Below are 18,666 nucleotides of genomic sequence, written 5' to 3'. Positions count from 1 at the left end.
TCGGAGCCGGACGAAAAGAAGGGAGGGCGCAAGGCGGCTGGCCCTGTCCTCCCGTCTCCTCGTCACGCGCCGATCGTTCGGCGCCGTCAGGAAAAGGCGTATTCGAAATCGACCGCAGATCCGATGCCGGCGCTCACCACTGGAGATCGCCACGGGGCACCAAGTGCAGGCGTCCGTCATCGCCGCTGACCAAGAGGTCGAGCGTTCCTTGACCGTCGCCGTCGATTCCCGAGGGGCTACAGCCTTCGGAACCGATGATGACGGGGCGACCGTCGCGATACCGGAGCAGCCGAGGCACCACGCGGCCATGCCCGACGTTTTCAAGGAGAATGACGGTTGGCAAGCTCTCCGGGTCCCCCAAGGGGAGACCGGTCAACGCGGGGATCACGTGGCGGTTGGCACGCGGTAGGCCGACCAGGAGGTCGGTCAATCCCGATCCGGTCCAAGGGCCCGCCCAGAGGCTACAGCGACCGGCCTGACCAAATCCGCCGTCGAGGCGGAGGTAGCGCCCCAGTCGGTCGACCAGGGGAACGGGGGCGCCGACATCGTGCGTGCCGGTGCGCGGAAAGACGCAGAGGAACCCCTGCAAGTCGAGCGCGATCAGGTCGGCCTGGCCGGACGCATTCCAGTCGGCAACGGCGGGCCGGACCCGCGGCGGGATGATCAGCGGGCCTCCGTCGCAGCGGAGTGGGCTGGGCGCGCCGAACCGGGGGGAATCGGCCGCGCCGTCGTTCCGCAGGAACAGGATCTCTCCCCCGGCGCCACTGACCAGCAAATCGAGCCGCCCGTTTCCAGTCCAGTCGGCGAGCGTCGGGCAGGAGTACCCGAGCCGAGGAGCGAGTGGACCATCGAGCATTCCGTCGGGGCCGGGATCGACCCGGAACGGCGTCCCGCCGCCTTCGATGGCGACAGGCGCATGGTAGCGGTGGTCGTCGCGGGTACCCATGTCCTGAACGAGATGGAGCCGACCGGTTGCGTCGCCGAACACGAGGTCGAGGTCGCCGTCCGCGTCCAGGTCGCCCGCGGTCACGACGGCATGCCCGGCCAACCAGATTTCGGAGCTCTCGCTCAGGAGTTCGACCGGAGTCTTCGCGTCATTGCGGGTCGGCCCTGAATGGACGCTGAAGACCCGTCCCGCCGAGGTTCCGTAAATCAGCTCCACGCGCTGATCGCCGTCCAGATCGGCGGCAACTACCACCGTGCGGTCGTCGGGCAACTGGAGCGCGGCATGACCACATTGGAGCGTCCTTGGCTCCATCAGGACCGGAGGCCGCTGGCCGCCGAAGTTGCGGTAGATTCGGACGAGCCCGCGGCGATCGGTGACCAGCAGTTCCAGGCTCCCTCCACCTCCCCAGGCGACGGTCAGCGCCGCCGGGTGCAAGCCCAGGTCGAGCGGGTCGGCGTCGGATCCGATCTCCGGCTGGAGCTCGAAGGCGGGCGCGCCAAGTTGGCCGATGTTGCGGAGCCAAAAAAGGCGCCCGGTGGGCGCTTGTCCGCGCCAGAGTCCCCCCCGGTCATAGCCCGGGTGACCCCCTTTTTGGTTGAAGCCAACCTGCTGGGCTTGCGGAAGCCGGTCGGAGTCGGGCCAGTAGCCGGACAGGTCGTCGAGGCCCACGACCAGGTCGGTCAGGCCGTCGCCATCCCAGTCCAGGGCAACGATTTGCACCACGCGGCAGGGACCAAAACCGAGGTCGGCCGCGATCCCGAGCTCCACCCGTTCGTTGAACTCCGGTCGATCCCCTTGCCCCTTGTTGGGCAACAGGACGAGGCCGTTCTGAGCCAGACCCACCAGATCGAAACGGCTGGCTGAGCCGTTCGGGATCACGCAGACCGAGCGAAGGCCCTCGAGACCGGGAACCAACTCGCCCGCGTCATAGCGAGGAGCGTGTCCCGGTTCGGCGGGCCGGCGGCGGTAGACCCGCGCGGTGCGCTCGCTGACGCCGCCCCCGGCGGTGACCAGCAAGTCGGGATGGCCCGGCTCAAACCAGTCGATCACCAACGGTTCCGCATGCCAACCATGCCCGAGCGGGGTCGCCCCAATCGACGAGTCCCAGCCGATTCGCGTCCGTCGTTCCCCGTTCGATGTCGGGTCGTTCTCCGTTCTCGTGTCGAGATCAGCCGATGCCATCACCATCCCCCTCCGCGTTTCGAATGCCCATCCCCACGACGGATCGCGAACCCGTATTGTAGCGGCTCAGTCTTGAGGAAGCGCGTTCCGACCGCGAGTTTCTCAGGAGTTTCGCATTCCCGGGGTTTCGCCATAAAAAACCTTGGAGGCGGATCGTCCAAATGTCGCATCGTCTCTATCCTCTCCAGCCGCCGTTTACTTCCAGGACATGACCCGTGATATAGCCGGCCAGGGGAGAACAGAGAAAGAGGACGGCATTGGCCACATCTTGCGGGTCGCCGAACTTTCGCCACGGAATGGCTTTGTGCATTTCGGTTCGGACGGCTTCGGAGAGGGTGGCGGACATGGCGGTTTCGATCAGGCCGGGAGCGATGGCGTTCACGCGGATCGATCGCTTGGCGCACTCGCGACTGAGGACTCTCGTGAGCGCCTGGACCCCCGACTTGGCGGCGGCGTAGTTGGACTGACCGTGGAAGCCGGCCGAGGCGGAGAGGCTCCCCATGTTGACGATCGTTCCGCCGTCACGAAGGATCTCCAGGCCGAATTTACAACAGTAAAAGACGCCGGAGAGGTTGACGTCGATGACGCTCCGCCATTCATCGATCGACATTTTGGCGATCGTCCGATCGCGGAGGATGCCGGCGTTGCAAATCAGGGCATCGATCCCGCCGAGATCCGCCTCAATCGAACGCATCATGGCTTCGACGGCCGTGGGGTCGGCGACATCGGCCCCATAGACGAGGGCGCTCCCTGGCCTCTGCCGACATAACTCGTCAGCCAAGGCGTCGGCATCGGCTTTTGTCCGGCCGCCCTCAAGGTCGGGGTGGTTAAGAATCAACAGGCAGCCCGCCTGGTGCAGCGTCCGCGCAATCTGGGCGCCGATGCCTTGGCTGGCGCCCGTGACGAGCGCCCTTTTTCCGGCGAGGTCGATCTCGATGCTCATGGTCATCCTCCTTGTTTCACGGGAAATCGAGGGCCGGCGATCCGCCATGAAGATGTGGTTCGCGGGTCATGGGGCAATCTCGGGCGTTGGTTGCATTGTGACATGAGAGCAGGGCCTCGAGCACTTGCCGGATATCCCTCAAGAATTGTCGAGTCAGTCACAAAAAACGCTGCAAGTGGTTTGGTTGTATCAAGTCCGACGTGGCCGGATCCGAAATTAAGCTTAAGAGCCGCATAACCGGCCCATTCACCACAAGTGGCATGACCGGGTCAAGCGGGCGGGTGATCGAAATCATTCTCCTTGGTTTGACAGACGACTTCAGGCCTTATCAAGGAACCGTCCAAGTGCTGGACCAACCGCCTGTTTCCCGACCCATGGCATGCACCCGACGCTTCAACATGCGGTTTGCCGCCGGTTTCACGCTGGCCGCCTTGCTCAGTCCGCTTCTGGTCGCGGCACAAACCTCGGAAAGCGTGCCACCGCCGCCCCCGCCCGCGGCGCTTCCTCCAAACGCGGCGGGTCGCGTCATCAGTATTCCCACTCCGACCGCGATCCCGTCGCAGGATTCGACGGCGACGACCATTCCCTCAGTTTCCGCCCCGCGGACGATTGAGCTTTCGCCGACCGAGACTTTGCCTCCGGTGAAGCCGATCGTCCAGCCCACTGTCCCAACGGTCATTCAAGTCGATCCTTTCCCACTCCCTCCAGGAATCGCATCGGGCGGTGCGCGGGTCATCAACCTGGTCAAGGATACGACCGGACTGCTTCCCACCCTTCCTCCTGGTCCCCCGATTCCCCGACCGGTCGAGGAGGTGGCGCAGGGGATCCGGGAAATGATCGCCGACGTCAAGGGTCCCGAAGCCGAGATTAACGTGGCGATGGGGCAGACCAAGCTGATCGAGACCAAGCGGCTGCTGACGCGAGTGGCGATCGCCAACACGTCGGTTGCGGACGTCGAACTCCTGAGCGATCAACCGAACTCGCGTCTGCTCAATATTCACGGTCGATCGTTCGGTCAGACGAACATGACGCTTTGGGACACGGAAGATAAGCCGGTCTCGTTCCTGATTCGGGTCTCGCTGGATACCCGCGACCTCGAATCGAGAATTAAGCAAGCCTATCCAGGTGCATTGGTACACATTCGCCAGATCGGCTCCCAGGTCATTTTGGAAGGCGAGGTCGCTGACAACAAGGCTGTGGCCGACATTCTCCAACTTGTTCAGACGGAACTCCGCAATAGTGGCGGCTTGAGGGGTATCGGCGGTGGGATCGCTGGAGGGGGGGGGCCGCGGGGGGTAACGTCGGCGGAGGGATGAGCGGTGGCGGCGGTGGGATGAGTGGCGGTGGGATGAGTGGCGGTGGGATGAGTGGCGGTGGGATGAGTGGCGGTGGTGGGGCGTTGGGTGGGATGGTAATCATCAACCGTATCCATGTCCCGGGACCCCGCCAGGTCTTGCTCCGCGTGAAGATTGCCGAGCTCAATCGCGATGCGATCCGCCAACTCGGGGTGAGCTGGTTCCGAAACAAAGACAAGAGCCTCATGGCCTCGACGATAGGCGGTGCCGCAAACATCACGGGAGCGGCGAACGCTGCTCATAATGCCAGTGCGCTGGGCGGGATCTTGAAGCCGGTTGCCGAAACGTTCGGCGCTGCGGGGAATGCCGCTAACGCCAGCACGAGCACCCTTTTCGGGATTTTCGATGCGGGCCACTTCTCGATGTTCATCGACGCGCTCAAATCGAACTCGATGGCCAAACTCCTCGCCGAGCCGAACTTGATGACACTCGATGGTCAACCCGCTCAGTTCATCGCGGGGGGGCTCTTCCCGTATCCGGTCCCGCAGAGTTCGTCGATTCCCGGGGGAACGGCCGTCGTCACGGTGCAGTTCGCCAAGTTCGGAGCGATCCTGACTTTTCTGCCCCAAATCCTGGCCAATGATGTGATCCGCTTGGATGTTGAGCCGATCTTCAGCGCCCTGAACTTTGGCCAGGGAACCGTGATTAACGGCGGCAAAGTGCCCGCGATCGACCAGAGAAGTGCTCGGACGGTCGTCGAACTCCGCGAAGGACAGACCTTGGCGATCGCCGGATTGCTCCAGTCGACGACCAACGCAACCACGATCCGTGTTCCGATCCTCGGCGACCTGCCCGTTGTCGGTCCGCTGTTCAGCAGCAACAAGATCGAGACGATCGAAACCGAGTTGATCGTGTTGGTTACTCCCGAGTTGGTCGCTCCGATGGAGAAGCAAGAGGTTCCTGAATCTCCTGGCGACCGGGTCATTCAGCCCAACGACTTCGAGTTCTACTTTCTTGGGCGGATCGAAGGCAAGTCGGGTAAAGACTTCCGTGCGACGGTCCGAGAACTTGATCCGTTGAACGTCATGAAGCACTTTCAGAGTGAGAACCAGTGGGTGATCGGACCGCATGGGCACGCCGACTGACAGAGTCTTCGCACTCACCGTTCGGCATGGATCCGAAACCAGACCCTTTTTCGAGGGAAATGCAATATGTGGCGGGTACGAGGGAAGTTCCACTGGCGGGTCGGCGCGCTGGCGACTGGCCTGCTGACCGCGACGGTGTGGGCACAGCCCCCCGTCCCGATCCCGCCGACCGGACCCACTCCGACGGGGCGGGGGCCGCTCACGAGGCGTGAACTCCGCCACAAGGCATGGCGCGATACGTTTATCGGACGTCCCGCTGACTTCGTCGAGCCCCCGCTGGGAACCTATGTTCAAGATAACTTCTCCCTGATGCGGGCCAAGGCCGATCCCCATCGTTTCACGCTCTACCGGAGCGACTTTCTCGACAGCACCGATCGACTCTCTCCGACCGGGGCGGCCCGTTTCAACTTGATGGCCTCACGCCTTTCAGGCTGGCTCGGCCCCGTCGTGATCGAGTGGAGTCCCGATGAACCGGGTCTGGCGGAGTCTCGCCGCACGGCCGTTGTGGCGGCACTCCAAGGGGCCGGGCTTCCCGTGATTCCCGAACGCGTCGTGATCGGGCCTTCGGTCTATCCTGGAGGATTGGGTGAGGACGCTGTCAATTATCATAATGTCATGATTACGCGTGATCAGCGAGCGCCGTCCACGTACTCTGTGTCTCCGGCCAGTTCATCCGGGTTTAGCGTCGGTGGTGGAGGAAGCCAATAGCATGAACCATTCATGGACACGCCGAGTGTGGCGGAACCGGTCCTTGGCCGCGATGTTGTGGCCAGGGACGGTACTTGGATTGGTTTGCGCTCTGACTTCTCTCGTGGGCTGCCAGACCGTCCCACGCGGTGGTGAGGATCATCAGAAACAAGTCGCCACGACGGCAGGCACCAAGCAGGATCCCTCGGTGGCGAAGACGGACTTCCATCGTGACGTCACTCAAGATCAAGAATTCAACGTCCACCTCGAACTCGGTCGGGTCTTCGAGTCGCAGAAGGAGTACTCGGCCGCTCTGGACGAGTACCAGAAGTCACTCGAGGCTTGCGCCCGCCGTGGTTTCGGGGCGGGCATCAAAGGGAGTGGTGAGAAACAGGCCTTGGCCCACCGTCGGATCGGAGGCACTCTCGACCGACTCGGTCGGTTCGCCCAGGCGGAGGATCATTATCGACTCGCGTTGAAAGCGAGCCCCGACGACGCGAAGGTCTGGAACGACTCCGGGTACAGCTACTACCTGCAAAGCCGCTGGGCCGATTCCGAGCGGAACCTCAAGACGGCCGCCAAGCTCGCGCCCGACGACGTGAGGATCCAGACGAACCTAGGGTTGACTCTCGCCGCGGCGGGGAAGACTGACGAGGCCCTGATCGCCTTGAGCAAAGCGGGCGGAACCGCGATCGCGCACGCCAACCTCGGCTATCTGCTCGCGGCGATGGGCCAGAACGATCAGGCGCGAGCCCACTACCAGACGGCCATCGAGTTGCAGCCCAACCTGGCACCGGCACGCCAGGCCTTGGCCGCTCTCGACGCCAAGGACTTGAAAGCCGCGCAAGTTGCCACGACGATTCCACCTCCCGTTCCGGCTGCCGATGCCAGCATTCGGCGGACGACCGGCCCGAGTGTGACACCGGTCTCGGTCGTGCCGTTGCCGAATCCGTTGCCCACGCCGAGGTGAAACCTCCTGGACTTGGCACTTGAAATCCGGCGGGCTTCGCGCAAAACTCGAGAGGGAATCGAACGACGCACTGAAGCCCCGCCGGCCGGATGGTTCTCACTTGCGATGAACGTTCACTCTGATCTAACCGGTTGGCAGTGATGCGGGCCGGGCTTGGCGATTTTCCAGGATCCGGCCGTTTCAGCCCGCTCCGTTCAAGGTTCCCAATCCGCCGACGGGTCCAACCAAGGCGGTCGTGCGACAGACCGCCTGCATAGGCTAGAACACTCCTTGAACTCCACCCCACCCGCCGTCCCGCCAGGGATTCGGGGAGAACTTCCCGCCATGCACCCCCGCACCGTTTGCCTCACGCTCCTTGGACTGGGATTGCTCTCGGGTTCGGTCTTCGCCGGCGAGCCTGACGCGGCGGCGAGCGACTTCTTCGAGAACGAGGTTCGTCCCGTTCTCCACGAGCACTGTATCCAGTGCCATGGCGATCGTGAGACGCCGAAAGCAGGGCTGAGGCTGACCAGCCGCGAGGCGATCCTCAAGGGGGGCGAGAGCGGTCCCGCGGCAGTCGCCGGGGCTCCCGGCGAGAGTCTCTTGATCGAAGTGATCCAGTATCTCGATGAACCTCGGATGCCTCCCAAGGCGAAGCTTGCGGACCGTGAGATCGCCACACTGACGCGCTGGGTGGCGATGGGCTTGCCCTGGCCCAATTCCCAAGCCCAGACGCCCGTCGCCGGGGCCAGCAAACCGGGCGCGGAGATCAGCGACGAACAACGCCGATTCTGGTCGTTCCAGCCGGTGCGTGCCGTCAGCGTCCCGCAAGTCGAGGATCGGGCCTGGGCGCGAACCGACATCGATCGGTTCATCCTCGCGCCGCTCGAGGCCAAGGGACTTCGCCCCGCCCCGCCCGCCGACAAACGAACGTTGATCCGACGCGCCACCTTCGACCTGACCGGCTTGCCGCCGACTCCCGAAGAGGTTGACGCCTTCCTCGCCGACTCGTCCGCGGAGAGCTTCAATCGTGTGGTCGACCGTTTGCTCGCCTCGCCGCATTACGGCGAGCGGTGGGGACGCCACTGGCTCGACGTCGTTCGCTACGCCGACTCGTTCGATGCGCGCGGAGTGGGGGGCGCGGGAGATATCGCCGAGGCCTGGCGCTATCGCGATTGGGTGGTCGCCGCCTTCAACCGCGACCTTCCTTATCGCGACTTTCTGATCAACCAGATTGCGGGTGACCTCCTCCCCCCGCCCGAGCCCGATGGCCTCAACGTGGACGGAACGATCGCAACCGGGATGCTCGCGATCGGAAACTGGGGGGGCGGAGACGCAGACAAAGAGAAGCTCTTGACCGATATCGCCGACGATCAGGTCGACGTGGTGAGCCGGTCATTCATGGGGCTGACGGTCGCCTGTGCCCGCTGCCACGACCACAAGTTCGACCCGATCCCGACCCGCGACTATTACGGACTTGCCGGAATCTTCTTCAGCAGCCACATCCTTCCCAACGTCGGTGCCAAGACGGGCGGTCCGCCCATGCTTCAAATCCCCCTCGTCTCCCGAGCGGAACTCGCCCGCCGCGAGCGCGCGAAGCAGGACGTCGTGACGCTCGAGAAAAGGCTTGAAAATCTGCTCAAGGAAGCGAAATCGCAACTGGCTCGCGATTTGATCTCGCAGACGGCTCGTTATATGATCGCCGCCTGGGAGTTTCGGTCCCAAGCTGACGGGCCGTCCTCCCCGTCGTTGCGGGAGTTCGCCTCGGCGCGGAAACTCCACCCGTATGCGCTTCGCCAGTGGGTCGAAGACCTGGGCCTGGGGGGTGATTATCCCTTGATGACCACCTCCGTCCGCGACGTCGCGGGTCGGCTCGGTCTCCAAGCTTGGAAAGGCAAAGGCGATTGCCCGTCCCTGACCGTCAACACGACGGGTGAGGAGGTGGCGCTCCTCACGTTCAGGCTGCCGGCTCGTTCAGTCGCGGTCCACCCTGGGCCGAGCAGTGGAGTCGCGGTCTCCTGGACCAGTCCCATCTCGGGTCGGGTGGCGGTTACTGGCCACCTGGCGGATGCCGACGCCTCGGGTGGTGATGGGGTGGCCTGGTCGCTCGTGCAACGTTCGCGCGTCTCGAAGCATGAGGTGGCCCGCGGTGAGATCCCGAATGGGGGAAGCCATCGGCTCGATGAAAAGTCGTTGGCTCCGCTCGAGGTCGAGAAGGGGGATCGGCTCGAGCTTCAGGTCCTCCCTAAGAATAGTCATACGTGTGATACGACCACGGTGGATTTGGTGATCGCCGCCGAAGGAGGGCAAGGGGATTGGCAGCTCTCGCGCGACCTCATGGAACAACCGCTCCAGTCGAACCCGCATCCCGATCGACTGGGCCACGAGGCCGTCTGGCGGTTCGAGGATAGGGAGGGGGACGTCCGATCGGTTGCGTTTTCCGCCGACGCGAAGCAGGCACTCGAACCTTGGGAACGGGTCCTCAAGAACGCACCCGCGGATCGAGCCGCGCTCGAGCGGGCCGCGCATCAGTTCCAGGCGAGTTACCACCGGGTCGATCAGGGCAGCCCGTTCTGGATCAGGATGGACGCCGACGAAACCTCCTTGCCCGAGGCTTCGGTTCTTAAGCTCGCGCAAATTCGTGAGGAGCTGAACGCACTTAAAATCGTGGCGACGGCTCCGACTCCGCTCGCCAACGGAGCGCAGGAGGGGGGCGTACCGGATAGCCCGCACGCCGGTGTCCACGACGTCCGGGTCCATCTTCGCGGCTCTTATTCGCGACTCGGGGAGCTCGTTCCTCGCCATTTCCCCTTGATCGTGGGGGGCGGCGAGCAACCTCCCATCACCTCGGGAAGCGGCCGGCTCGAGCTGGCGCGCTGGTTGGCCAGCGCTGAGCACCCGCTCACTGCGCGAGTGATGGTCAACCGGATCTGGCAGCAACACTTCGGTACCGGGATCGTGCGGACTCCCAGCAACTTCGGCAAGCTCGGCGAGCGTCCGACTCACCCCGAACTGCTCGACCACCTGGCCAAACGGTTTGTCGAGTCGGGCTGGTCGATCAAGCAAATGCATCGTGAAATGATGCGTACTTCCGTCTATCAGCAGGCGAGCAATCCCGTGGCGGAAACCGGGGCGGCGGATCCCGGTAACCAATGGTACGGTCGAATGAACCGTCGCCGGCTGGAGTCGGAAGCGATCAGGGACAGCCTCCTGGCCGTTTCCGGCCAGCTCGATCGATCCATGAAGGGCCCCGCGATTCGCGACTTCGACAACCAGCGGCGAACGCTCTATTTTATGACGATCCGCTCCGACCGTTCGTCGTTCGGCCCACTCTTCGATGCCGCCGACTCGACCGCGATGGTCGACGTGCGGACCGTCTCCACGGTTGCGCCGCAAGCGTTGTTCCTCCTCAATAACGCATTCGTGATGCGACAAGCCCAGGCCCTTGCCGCCCGACTGGGAGCGGCCGACCGGGACGACACCGCCAAGATCGAGCGGGCGTTTTCGATTCTCTTCGGACGTCCGGTCGATGACACTGAGAAAGCGATCGGCCTCGCCTACCTTGCCGCCAGTCGACCGCGGGAATCGGCCTGGGACGCCTACTGCCAGCTCTTGCTTTGCACGAACGAGTTCATCTACATCGACTGAGGCGATCCGCCCTCGATGGAAGGGAATGCCATGCCTATCTCCTCACGCATGAGCCGCCGTCAGGCGATCTCGACGTTTGCCAACGGATTCGGCGTGCTCGGGCTGGCCGGTCTACTGGACGCCGAAGCGCGTGCCGACTGGGGGAAAGCCAACCCGCTCGCGGTGAAACGGCCGATGCACGCCCCCCGCGCGAAACGCGTGATTTTTCTGTTCATGTCGGGGGGGCCTTCGCACGTCGATACGTTCGACCCCAAGCCTCGGCTCGAACGCGACAATGGCAAGCCCTTGCCGTTCGCCATGCCCCACCTCGTGCGGACCAAAACCGGCAACCTGCTCCAGTCACCGTTCAAGTTTCGCAAACAGGGTCAATCGGGCACCGAGGTCAGCGAGCTCTTTCCCCATGTGGCCTCATGTATCGATGACATCTGCGTGATTCGCTCGATGGTCGCCGACAACATCAACCACAATGGCGCCTGTCTGCAGATGAACACGGGGGAACAAGCGTTCTCGAGACCGAGCCTCGGTTCGTGGCTCCTCTACGGACTCGGCAGCGAGAACCAGGACCTCCCGGGTTATCTGGTCATCAGCCCGGCGCAACCGGCCCAGGGGGCACCCCTTTGGACGTCGAGCTTTTTACCCGCCGCCTATCAAGGGACGCTCGTCGCCGACCTCAAGAACCCGATCGCCAACCTGGCGAACCCAAGCCTTTCGCTCGATCGTCAACGCGCCCAGCTCGACACATTGAAGCTGCTCAACGAACGACACCTGCAAACGCGCCAAGAGGACAGCCAGCTCAGCTCCCGGATCTCGTCGTTCGAACTGGCCTATCGTATGCAACGTCAGGCGCCCGAGACCTTCGACGTCAGCCGCGAGTCACCAGCCACCCGGGCCCTCTATGGCCTTGACGATCCCACGACCGGAATTTTCGCCACCCAGTGCTTGATGGCGCGTCGCCTCTCGGAACGCGGCGTCCGGTTTGTTCAGGTCTATCACACCCAGACCGCGCAACGAGCGAGCTGCCAACTCTGGGATCAACATGGCGGACTCAAGAAGGAACTTCCCAACAATTGCGCCGCGACGGATCAGCCGATCGCCGCGCTGTTGAAGGACCTGAAGGGTCGAGGTCTCCTCGAAGACACCCTGGTGATCTGGGGCGGCGAGTTCGGTCGGACCCCCACGGCCGAAGGGACCGACGGTCGCGAGCACCATCCGTTCGGCTTCACAATGTGGCTGGCGGGCGGAGGGATCAAGGGGGGAATGACCTACGGCGCGACCGACGAGTTCGGCTGGCACGCCGTCGAAAACAAGGTCCACGTCCACGACCTCCACGCCACGATCCTCCACCTGATGGGCATCGACCACACCAAGCTCACCTACCGCTACAGCGGCAGAGACTACCGCCTGACCGACGTCTTCGGTAACGTGATCAAGCCGATTCTTGCCTGAGCCTCGCTCCACCAGCCGCTTTCCCGCTTCAGACCGGGAACTGACCCCCCGCCTGTTCATGTTTCAGCAAAAGGAACCTTGCATGAGAGCCGCTCGAATTGTCGCCTATCTCGTTCTCGCCCTGGCGCCCCCGGCGCTTGCGGAAGAGCCATTTTACCTCAAGGATGGCGATCGAGTCGTTTTCTATGGAGATAGCATCACCGAACAGCGTCTCTACACGACGTTCGTCGAGACGTACGTGGTGACACGATTCCCATCGTTGAACGTCTCCTTCGTTCATTCGGGCTGGGGCGGTGACCGCGTGACCGGTGGTGGTGGAGGTCCGATCGATACCCGGCTCAAGCGGGACGTCATCGCCTACCGACCCACGGTGATGACGATCATGCTCGGCATGAACGACGGCAGCTATCGCCCGTTCGACGAGCAGATCTTCCAGACCTATGCGACCGGGATGGAACGCATCGTCGAAAAGGTCAAGGCGGAGCTTCCCGAGGTCAAACTCACGTTGATCCGGCCCTCCCCGTTTGACGACGTCACCCGACCTCCTGTCTTTGAGAAAGGGTATAACGCTGTCCTGGTCCGCTACGGCGACTTCCTCAAGGAACTGGCGGAGAAGGAACACGCCAAGCTTGCGGACCTGAACACGTCGGTCGTTGACGCGACCAAGAAAGCGTTCGAGACCGACCCGGAAAAAGCCAAGAAGTTGAATCCCGATCGAGTTCATCCTGCCGCGGGGGGACAACTCTTGATGGCCGCCGCTCTGCTCGATGCCTGGGATGCGCCTGCCCTCGTTTCCGACGTGCAGATCAAGCTCGAATCCAAGAGCGAACCCAAGATCCAGACGGAGAAGACCAAGGTCTCGGACGTTCAGTGGAACGACGGCATTTTGAAATGGACCCAGCTCGACGAGTCGCTTCCGTTCCCGGCCGACCTCAAAGACGACGTCATCAAGCTGGCGGTTAACTCGTCCGACTTCGTGAAAGATCTCGACCAGCAGCCGCTCAAGGTCTCGGGACTCGAGGGTTCCGACTATGTCTTGAGCATTGATGGCGAAGAGGTGGGATCATTCTCGAAGGACCAGCTTGCCGAAGGCATCAACCTGGCCCTCCTTGCGACGCCGATGAACAAGCAGGCGAGCGAAGTTCACAACCTGACGCTCAAGCACAATAATGTTCACTTCACGCGCTGGCGATCTGTTCAGGTTCCGCTGAGCAGCATCAAGTCCGCGCATCTGGATGAAGCGATCGCCGATCTCGATCGCGTTGAGGCCGAGGTTGTCGACCAGCAGCGTGCGGCCTCCCAGCCGAAACCACGACGCTACGAGTTGAAGCCGAAGTCCTGATATCGAGGTCTCGGGCGATGATCCTTGCTTGAATCGAGCGGCGCACGCAGCACAGCGGAGTAAGCGGTCCCAGTCTGACGTACCGAAAAGCCGGGCGCCACCAGGACGCTTACTCCGCTGTGTGCGCGGCTCGGTTTGAGAAGATGCCGATCGCCATCGGAACGCTTACTCCGCTACGCTACGTGCGTGGCTCGGTTTTGGAAGATGCCGGCGAAGGGCTTTATCAAGGAGCAACCCGAGCGAAACGCCCACGCCGTAGCAGACCAAGTCGCTCCAGAGGAAGCCGAATCCGAGGACCAGGCCGCCCAGGGGATTGGCGCGGAGGGAATCGATCCAGGGCGCATGGTAGAGCTGGCTGATCTCGATCAGCAGGGCAAAGCTCAGCGCGAGCGTGCCGGCCATGCTCCGGGACAACGACGGCCGCACGAAGATCAAGCCGAGATAGACCAACAGCGCCCAGAGGATGTCGCCGGCGTAGAGACGGATGGGTTGAGGCAGAAATTCCGCGAATCGGCGCGAGCCAAGACCGAGCCCGACCACGAGAATCGCGGCGAGAAACAGGCGGCTGCGACTTCGAGGCCGGTCCATCGTCGCTCAGTCCCGCGGCGTGTTCGGTCGAACCAACTCGGTATAAAAATCGGGCCGGCGGTCGGCGATCCGGTCAACCTCGTGTTTGCCAGGGACCCGGATCAGCCGTTTCTGCCGGGATCGTGCGGGGTCGATCTCCGCGTACAAGATCTCTTCCGTGTCCGGGCCGGCGGACTGGAGAATCTCGCCGTTTGGGCCGGCGATCGAGCTGCGGCCGATGAACCGGAAGCCGCGCTCTTCGCCGACTCGATTCACCGCCATGGCATAAACGACGTTCTCCATGGCGCGGCAGGCGATCATATGAATTGCCGCACACTCCGAATGAGTGGGCCAGTTCGTCGGCAGCAGGAGCACGTCGGCACCGAGTAGGCTGAGGACGCGGCCTGACTCGGGAAAGGCGCCGTCGTAACAGATGTGCATGCCAACGCGTAACCCGTTGTACTCCTGGACCGCGAACGGACGATCACCCGGATCGGCGAAGCGATCGACACCGAGGAACGGGAGATGCACCTTGCGGTAAGAGCCGATGACCCCCGATGGACCGACGAGTACGCAGGCGTTGTAGAGGCGATCGCCGTCGCGTTCGAGCAAGCCGAAGACGGCGGCGACTCCGAGCCGAGCGCAATGGCTTTCGATCGCCTGCACGCTTGGCCCCGGAATGGGCTCGGCGAACGCCAACGCTTCTTCGCGGCTCTCGAAACCGTAGCCGGACAGGGCGCACTCCGGGAAGACGACGAGCTTGGCCCCCGCGGCGGCGGCCACGCTCATCCGGTCAACGATCGCGGCGCGGTTGGCCGCGACATCGCCGATCTTGACGTCCATCTGGACCCCGGCGATTCGGATCGGACTTGGCTCGTTCATCAGACGACGGCCTCGACTACGGGTTCAGGGTCGAGAGGAAGGATCGGCCTTCGGATTCTCTGATACGTATATCGTGCCGGATTCGACGCGGTCAATCCAGGGGTGTCGACCTCGATGATCGTGCCGGCAATCGGTGCGTAGGCTGCCTTGTAGGCGACGGCTGCCTTGACCACGATGAACCGGGCATCCTCCGGTTTGATTCCCAGGCTTGTCAGTTGACCGAGGCTGAAGGGAGGATGACGCAACGAGGTGAGCACAACCCGGTTCTCTCCCTCGAGCCTGACGACCGAAGTGGCGCCTTGGTCGTTGTTCCTGATTCCGCCGTGTCTGGGAAGTTCCTCGACATAACGTCCGTCATGGAGCACCTCAACGAATCCGGTTACCTCCAACGGGAACGCATTGCGATCGATCTTCCCCCCCGCCGAGAGTGAGACGGAGCCGCCGACGCCGGCGTGTTGGCACATCTCGACCGCCCTCGGGTCGTAGAGCACGACAATCGACCGGGTCGCCCCTTGCTTGAGCAGTTCGTGGATCAAGACGGTGCTATCGGCCGCCGAACCGCCGCCGATGTTGTCGCCCAGGTCGACGAGAATGACCGGGGTCCGGTCTGTCGCGAGGGCGCGGGCGACGGCGACGGAAGCATCAGGGGGACTGGCCGTGAGTTGATGTCGATGACTCCAGATGCTCGCGGACAGGTGCTCGGCCATTTCCGAAGCGAGCGCGAGGTTGTTGTCGGTCACAGCGATGCAGGTCGGCCCGGTGGCCGCGACGTCGGCATAAGGGAAGCCGGCGAGGATGCTGGCGTCGAGGAATCCTTGAGACCGCTCGAGGGTTTCGAGCCCGCCGATCAGGCCTTTCATCGGTTCTCGATCGGTCTCCTGAGCGAGCAGGTGGATCAGGATCGGAGGCTTGCTCATCGCCTGGGTCGGCCGGATCTGTGCGGTCGCGGCCTGCCAGGCGAGGTCGCCCGCCCGCTTGCCTCGCGCACGCTGATCGACGTGGGGGTAGGTTCGATAGGCGATCAGGGCATGGGACTCGGACACCATGAGCGGGGAGACATTGGCATGATAGTCGAGGGTGACGATCAAGGGGCGACTCGGGCCGATCAATGAGCGCACCTTGGCGAGCAAGGTGCCGTCGGCGTCGTCTTCGCCATCGGCGACCATCGCGCCGTGGAGTGCCAGCAGAACGGCGTCGACGGGCCCGGCCTCCTGCAAGGCCTGGAGCAGCCGATCGGTCAGCTCGCGGTAGGTTTCGGAGGTTAACGGGCCGGACGGAGTCGCCCAACCCATCAACGTCGGAACAATTTCGAATCCGTTCTTGGTGGCGGATTGGAAGAATCCGCCCACCTCATGATGGGCTTCGCCCCAGCGCTGGAAGATCCCGTCGCCGGTCTCCAGTCCACCCGACTGGAACGCGGCGAGGTCCGTCCGACCGGTCGCGAACGAATTCGACTCATGCATCAGACCGCCTATGGCGATTCTGGCCATCGCGAAGCCCTCAGAGGGTCGGGAAGAGTCGGATCATTCCATTGGGATTGCCTTGCCTTACGCTCAGGCCGTGCTGACTTTGATCTCCGGATGCAAGTCCAGCGTGGCAGGTGCTGGGGCATCGGCCGGTTGCGCATCGAAAAGGAGCGCCACCCGCTCTTCGGGGGGGAGGGGCGAGAGCCAACTCCCGATCAGGCCGGCCGCGAGCGACGCCGAGAGTCCCCAGATGCAAGGGTCGAGCCCAAGCAGGTAGTACGGCCGGAACGAGCTTTCCGCTCCAATGTCCGGGTTGGGGCCGAAGAGCCAGCCGAGGTGCAACCGTTCGGGGCCAAGGGTGCCGAGCACGTAGAGGCCGAGGGTGACGGCGGTCCCCGTGGCCATCGCCGCGATCGCTCCCGCGGCTGTCGACCGTCGCCAGAAGCAGCCGAGCAGCGCCGGCATCAGGAACGCCGCCGCCATTCCGGTGCTCGAGAAGACGATGATGAGTTGCAGATAAGTGGGTGGCCTGAGCGCCACGACCGCGACGATCAGGCCGATCCCCACGGTGGTCGAGTAGCTGGCCCAGGCGATCTCACGCTCGGTCGCGGTCGGGCGGAAGAAGCGTTGGTAGAGGTCACGCACCAGGCCCGAGGAGACGATCAGGAGCCAGCCGCTCACCGTGCTCAAGACGGCCCCGTAAGGCGCGGCCAGGATCAGGCCGGCGACATAAGGGTTGGCGAGCTTGATGACGAGACTCGGCATCACATCATCCGACGACGCCAGGTTGGGCAGGATGCTCCGGGCGGCCACGAAGATGAAGATCAAGGGGATGTAGATCAACGCGTTGTAAATGGTGAGATAGATGATGGAATAGCGCAGCGTCTTGGAGTCGCGAAACGCCATCAGGCGAACGAGCGTCGATGGCTGTCCCATCCCCGTAATCGCCCACATGAAAAAGAACGAGATGGCGAGGCCTAGTGGATGAAACGCTCGCCCCGCGCCCGGACCGAAGCCGAAGCCAGGGTCGGTCTGGGCCATACCGGAATAGGTGGCCTGCGCGAACCCGCCCGAGGCGTTCATCGCCAGGGGGAGCAGGAGCATGACCCCGATCGCCATGATGATGCTCTGGAAGACGTCGGTCCAGATCGCGGCCAGAAACCCACCGTAGGTCGTATAGGCGACGACGGTCGCGGTGAAGATCGCCAGACCGAGGTAGTAGCCGGCGTTCGACGAGTCTGCGAGCTCTGCGCTGGCGAACCATGAGGTCGCTTCCACCGGGAGCACGATCTTCATGATCCGGGCGCCCGCGGAGAATTGCGCGACAAGGTTGCAGATCAGGAAGAACATCACCAGCAGGCTCGTCATCAGGCCGAGGGCCGGGCTACCGAACCGCTCGCGGAAGAGGTCGGGCAGGGTGATCGCGCCTGTCTTGCGCGAGAGCTGGCCGATCCGCTTGCCGAGGATCCCGAGCACGGTCACCGGGGCGACCATGTAGGAGGCGATCCAGAGGGCGACAACCCAGCCGAAGCTGTAGACCAGGGACGGGAACCCGACGAACGTGCCCCCGCTCATCACGGCGGCGGTCAACGCCACGGCGAACGGACCGAGCGAACGGCCTCCCAGGAAGTATTTCTCGAGGAAGGTCCCCTTGCGCTGGGCGAGGTTCGCCACCACGCCCAATCCGAGCGAGATGAGCGTGAACAGGAGCAAGGCGATGAGCGTCGGCGGCTGAGCGTGAATGGCCTGAACAGGATTCATTGGAGGCCCCCTTCCCGGATGTCGCTCTCGAGCTCGCCCGTGTGATCCGCGCCCAGGTCGTCGTCCGCCATGTAGAAGCCGGCGAACCAGAACGTGAAGAGCGAGCAGAACAGCCAGGGGACCATGATTCCCCAGAAAACCCAGGACGGCATCCCAAAAATGGGCCGCACGTCCTGAACGCCCAGCGGCCGCCCCTCGCGGATGTAGCCGGCCCAGTAACAGTACGCGCAGCAGTACGTCGTGGAGATGAGCCAGGCCACCCCGATGATGATCGCCTCGCGTCGGGAATGCTTCAAAACGGGATCGATGTTTCCGGACACGGCGAGTGCACTCCTAACTAACGGTGAGGCCGGCAGGGGATGCCAGCGCGGTGATCGTTGCCTGACGTCGGGAGAGTGCGTCGAAGG

The 18,666-nt window shown here is 63.4% G+C and carries 14 protein-coding genes; 7 read left to right on the top strand and 7 right to left on the bottom strand.

The window, feature by feature from the left end:
• Nucleotides 1-133: 133 nt before the first annotated feature.
• Together BUS42_RS09645 and fabG are read right to left on the bottom strand one after the other, a co-directional pair.
• Nucleotides 134-2,128 carry a hypothetical protein gene (locus BUS42_RS09645; protein ID WP_074310902.1) on the bottom strand — a complete coding sequence of 665 codons (1,995 nt, stop codon included), beginning with the start codon at nt 2,126-2,128 and terminating at the stop codon, nt 134-136.
• A gap of 175 nt (nt 2,129-2,303) precedes the next feature.
• Nucleotides 2,304-3,071 (bottom strand): 3-oxoacyl-ACP reductase FabG, encoded by a 768-nt coding sequence (gene fabG / locus BUS42_RS09640; RefSeq protein ID WP_074306726.1) that lies wholly within the window; start codon nt 3,069-3,071, stop codon nt 2,304-2,306.
• A 344-nt stretch (nt 3,072-3,415) separates the two neighbouring features.
• Between fabG and BUS42_RS44950 the strand changes: the two genes are divergently transcribed.
• From BUS42_RS44950 to BUS42_RS09610, 7 genes are all read left to right on the top strand, one after another.
• Nucleotides 3,416-4,387, top strand: coding sequence for a pilus assembly protein N-terminal domain-containing protein (locus BUS42_RS44950; RefSeq protein ID WP_254053415.1), 972 nt, complete (start codon nt 3,416-3,418; stop codon nt 4,385-4,387).
• 32 nt (nt 4,388-4,419) lie between these two features.
• Nucleotides 4,420-5,511, top strand: a complete 1,092-nt coding sequence (locus tag BUS42_RS44945; RefSeq protein ID WP_254053414.1) for a type II and III secretion system protein family protein — start codon at nt 4,420-4,422, stop codon at nt 5,509-5,511.
• 66 nt (nt 5,512-5,577) lie between these two features.
• Nucleotides 5,578-6,219: a hypothetical protein gene (locus BUS42_RS09630; RefSeq protein ID WP_074306725.1), complete on the top strand. Its 642-nt coding sequence runs from the start codon at nt 5,578-5,580 to the stop codon at nt 6,217-6,219.
• 1 nt (nt 6,220) lies between these two features.
• The gene (locus BUS42_RS09625; RefSeq protein ID WP_083670116.1) at nt 6,221-7,168 is read left to right on the top strand and encodes a tetratricopeptide repeat protein; all 948 of its coding nucleotides are present in this window, start codon (nt 6,221-6,223) and stop codon (nt 7,166-7,168) included.
• Between the two features lie 324 nt (nt 7,169-7,492).
• Nucleotides 7,493-10,795 carry a PSD1 and planctomycete cytochrome C domain-containing protein gene (locus tag BUS42_RS09620; RefSeq protein ID WP_074306723.1) on the top strand — a complete coding sequence of 1,101 codons (3,303 nt, stop codon included), beginning with the start codon at nt 7,493-7,495 and terminating at the stop codon, nt 10,793-10,795.
• A 30-nt stretch (nt 10,796-10,825) separates the two neighbouring features.
• Complete coding sequence (locus BUS42_RS09615; RefSeq protein ID WP_074310900.1) at nt 10,826-12,241, top strand: DUF1501 domain-containing protein; 1,416 nt, start codon at nt 10,826-10,828, stop codon at nt 12,239-12,241.
• Nucleotides 12,242-12,323: 82 nt separating this feature from the next.
• Nucleotides 12,324-13,583: an SGNH/GDSL hydrolase family protein gene (locus BUS42_RS09610; RefSeq protein ID WP_074306722.1), complete on the top strand. Its 1,260-nt coding sequence runs from the start codon at nt 12,324-12,326 to the stop codon at nt 13,581-13,583.
• 165 nt (nt 13,584-13,748) lie between these two features.
• Here BUS42_RS09610 and BUS42_RS09605 read toward each other — a convergent pair whose 3' ends face one another.
• From BUS42_RS09605 to BUS42_RS09585, 5 genes are all read right to left on the bottom strand, one after another.
• Entirely contained in the window at nt 13,749-14,171 is a 423-nt protein-coding gene (locus BUS42_RS09605; protein WP_074306721.1) for a ribosomal maturation YjgA family protein, read from the bottom strand.
• A 6-nt stretch (nt 14,172-14,177) separates the two neighbouring features.
• Nucleotides 14,178-15,032: a carbon-nitrogen hydrolase family protein gene (locus BUS42_RS09600; RefSeq protein WP_074306720.1), complete on the bottom strand. Its 855-nt coding sequence runs from the start codon at nt 15,030-15,032 to the stop codon at nt 14,178-14,180.
• Nucleotides 15,032-16,522 (bottom strand): M81 family metallopeptidase, encoded by a 1,491-nt coding sequence (locus tag BUS42_RS09595; RefSeq protein WP_074306719.1) that lies wholly within the window; start codon nt 16,520-16,522, stop codon nt 15,032-15,034. Before BUS42_RS09595 ends, BUS42_RS09600 begins: the two co-directional genes overlap by 1 nt.
• 63 nt (nt 16,523-16,585) lie before the next feature.
• On the bottom strand, nt 16,586-18,259 hold the full coding sequence (locus tag BUS42_RS09590; protein WP_074306718.1) for a sodium/pantothenate symporter: 1,674 nt from the start codon (nt 18,257-18,259) through the stop codon (nt 16,586-16,588).
• Complete coding sequence (locus BUS42_RS09585) at nt 18,256-18,579, bottom strand: hypothetical protein (RefSeq protein WP_074306717.1); 324 nt, start codon at nt 18,577-18,579, stop codon at nt 18,256-18,258. The genes BUS42_RS09590 and BUS42_RS09585 overlap by 4 nt, the downstream gene beginning before the upstream one ends.
• Nucleotides 18,580-18,666 lie beyond the last annotated feature (87 nt).

Origin of the sequence: Singulisphaera sp. GP187 (genome assembly GCF_900129635.1) — a bacterium.
Taxonomy (GTDB): domain Bacteria; phylum Planctomycetota; class Planctomycetia; order Isosphaerales; family Isosphaeraceae; genus Singulisphaera.
The sequence above is the reverse complement of the archived record's forward strand: the minus strand, read 5'-3'. Positions and strand labels throughout refer to the sequence as shown.

Excerpts from the sequence above, each read along its gene's own strand:
- BUS42_RS09630 (WP_074306725.1), top strand. The coding sequence starts at position 5,578 with ATGTGGCGGGTACGAGGGAAGTTCCACTGGCGGGTCGGCGCGCTGGCG.
- BUS42_RS09590 (WP_074306718.1), bottom strand. The coding sequence starts at position 18,259 with ATGAATCCTGTTCAGGCCATTCACGCTCAGCCGCCGACGCTCATCGCC.
- BUS42_RS09595 (WP_074306719.1), bottom strand. The coding sequence starts at position 16,522 with ATGGCCAGAATCGCCATAGGCGGTCTGATGCATGAGTCGAATTCGTTC.
- BUS42_RS44945 (WP_254053414.1), top strand. The coding sequence starts at position 4,420 with ATGAGTGGCGGTGGGATGAGTGGCGGTGGGATGAGTGGCGGTGGTGGG.
- BUS42_RS09625 (WP_083670116.1), top strand. The coding sequence starts at position 6,221 with ATGAACCATTCATGGACACGCCGAGTGTGGCGGAACCGGTCCTTGGCC.
- BUS42_RS09600 (WP_074306720.1), bottom strand. The coding sequence starts at position 15,032 with ATGAACGAGCCAAGTCCGATCCGAATCGCCGGGGTCCAGATGGACGTC.
- BUS42_RS09605 (WP_074306721.1), bottom strand. The coding sequence starts at position 14,171 with ATGGACCGGCCTCGAAGTCGCAGCCGCCTGTTTCTCGCCGCGATTCTC.
- BUS42_RS09620 (WP_074306723.1), top strand. The coding sequence starts at position 7,493 with ATGCACCCCCGCACCGTTTGCCTCACGCTCCTTGGACTGGGATTGCTC.
- BUS42_RS09610 (WP_074306722.1), top strand. The coding sequence starts at position 12,324 with ATGAGAGCCGCTCGAATTGTCGCCTATCTCGTTCTCGCCCTGGCGCCC.
- fabG (WP_074306726.1), bottom strand. The coding sequence starts at position 3,071 with ATGAGCATCGAGATCGACCTCGCCGGAAAAAGGGCGCTCGTCACGGGC.
- BUS42_RS09615 (WP_074310900.1), top strand. The coding sequence starts at position 10,826 with ATGCCTATCTCCTCACGCATGAGCCGCCGTCAGGCGATCTCGACGTTT.
- BUS42_RS09645 (WP_074310902.1), bottom strand. The coding sequence starts at position 2,128 with ATGGCATCGGCTGATCTCGACACGAGAACGGAGAACGACCCGACATCG.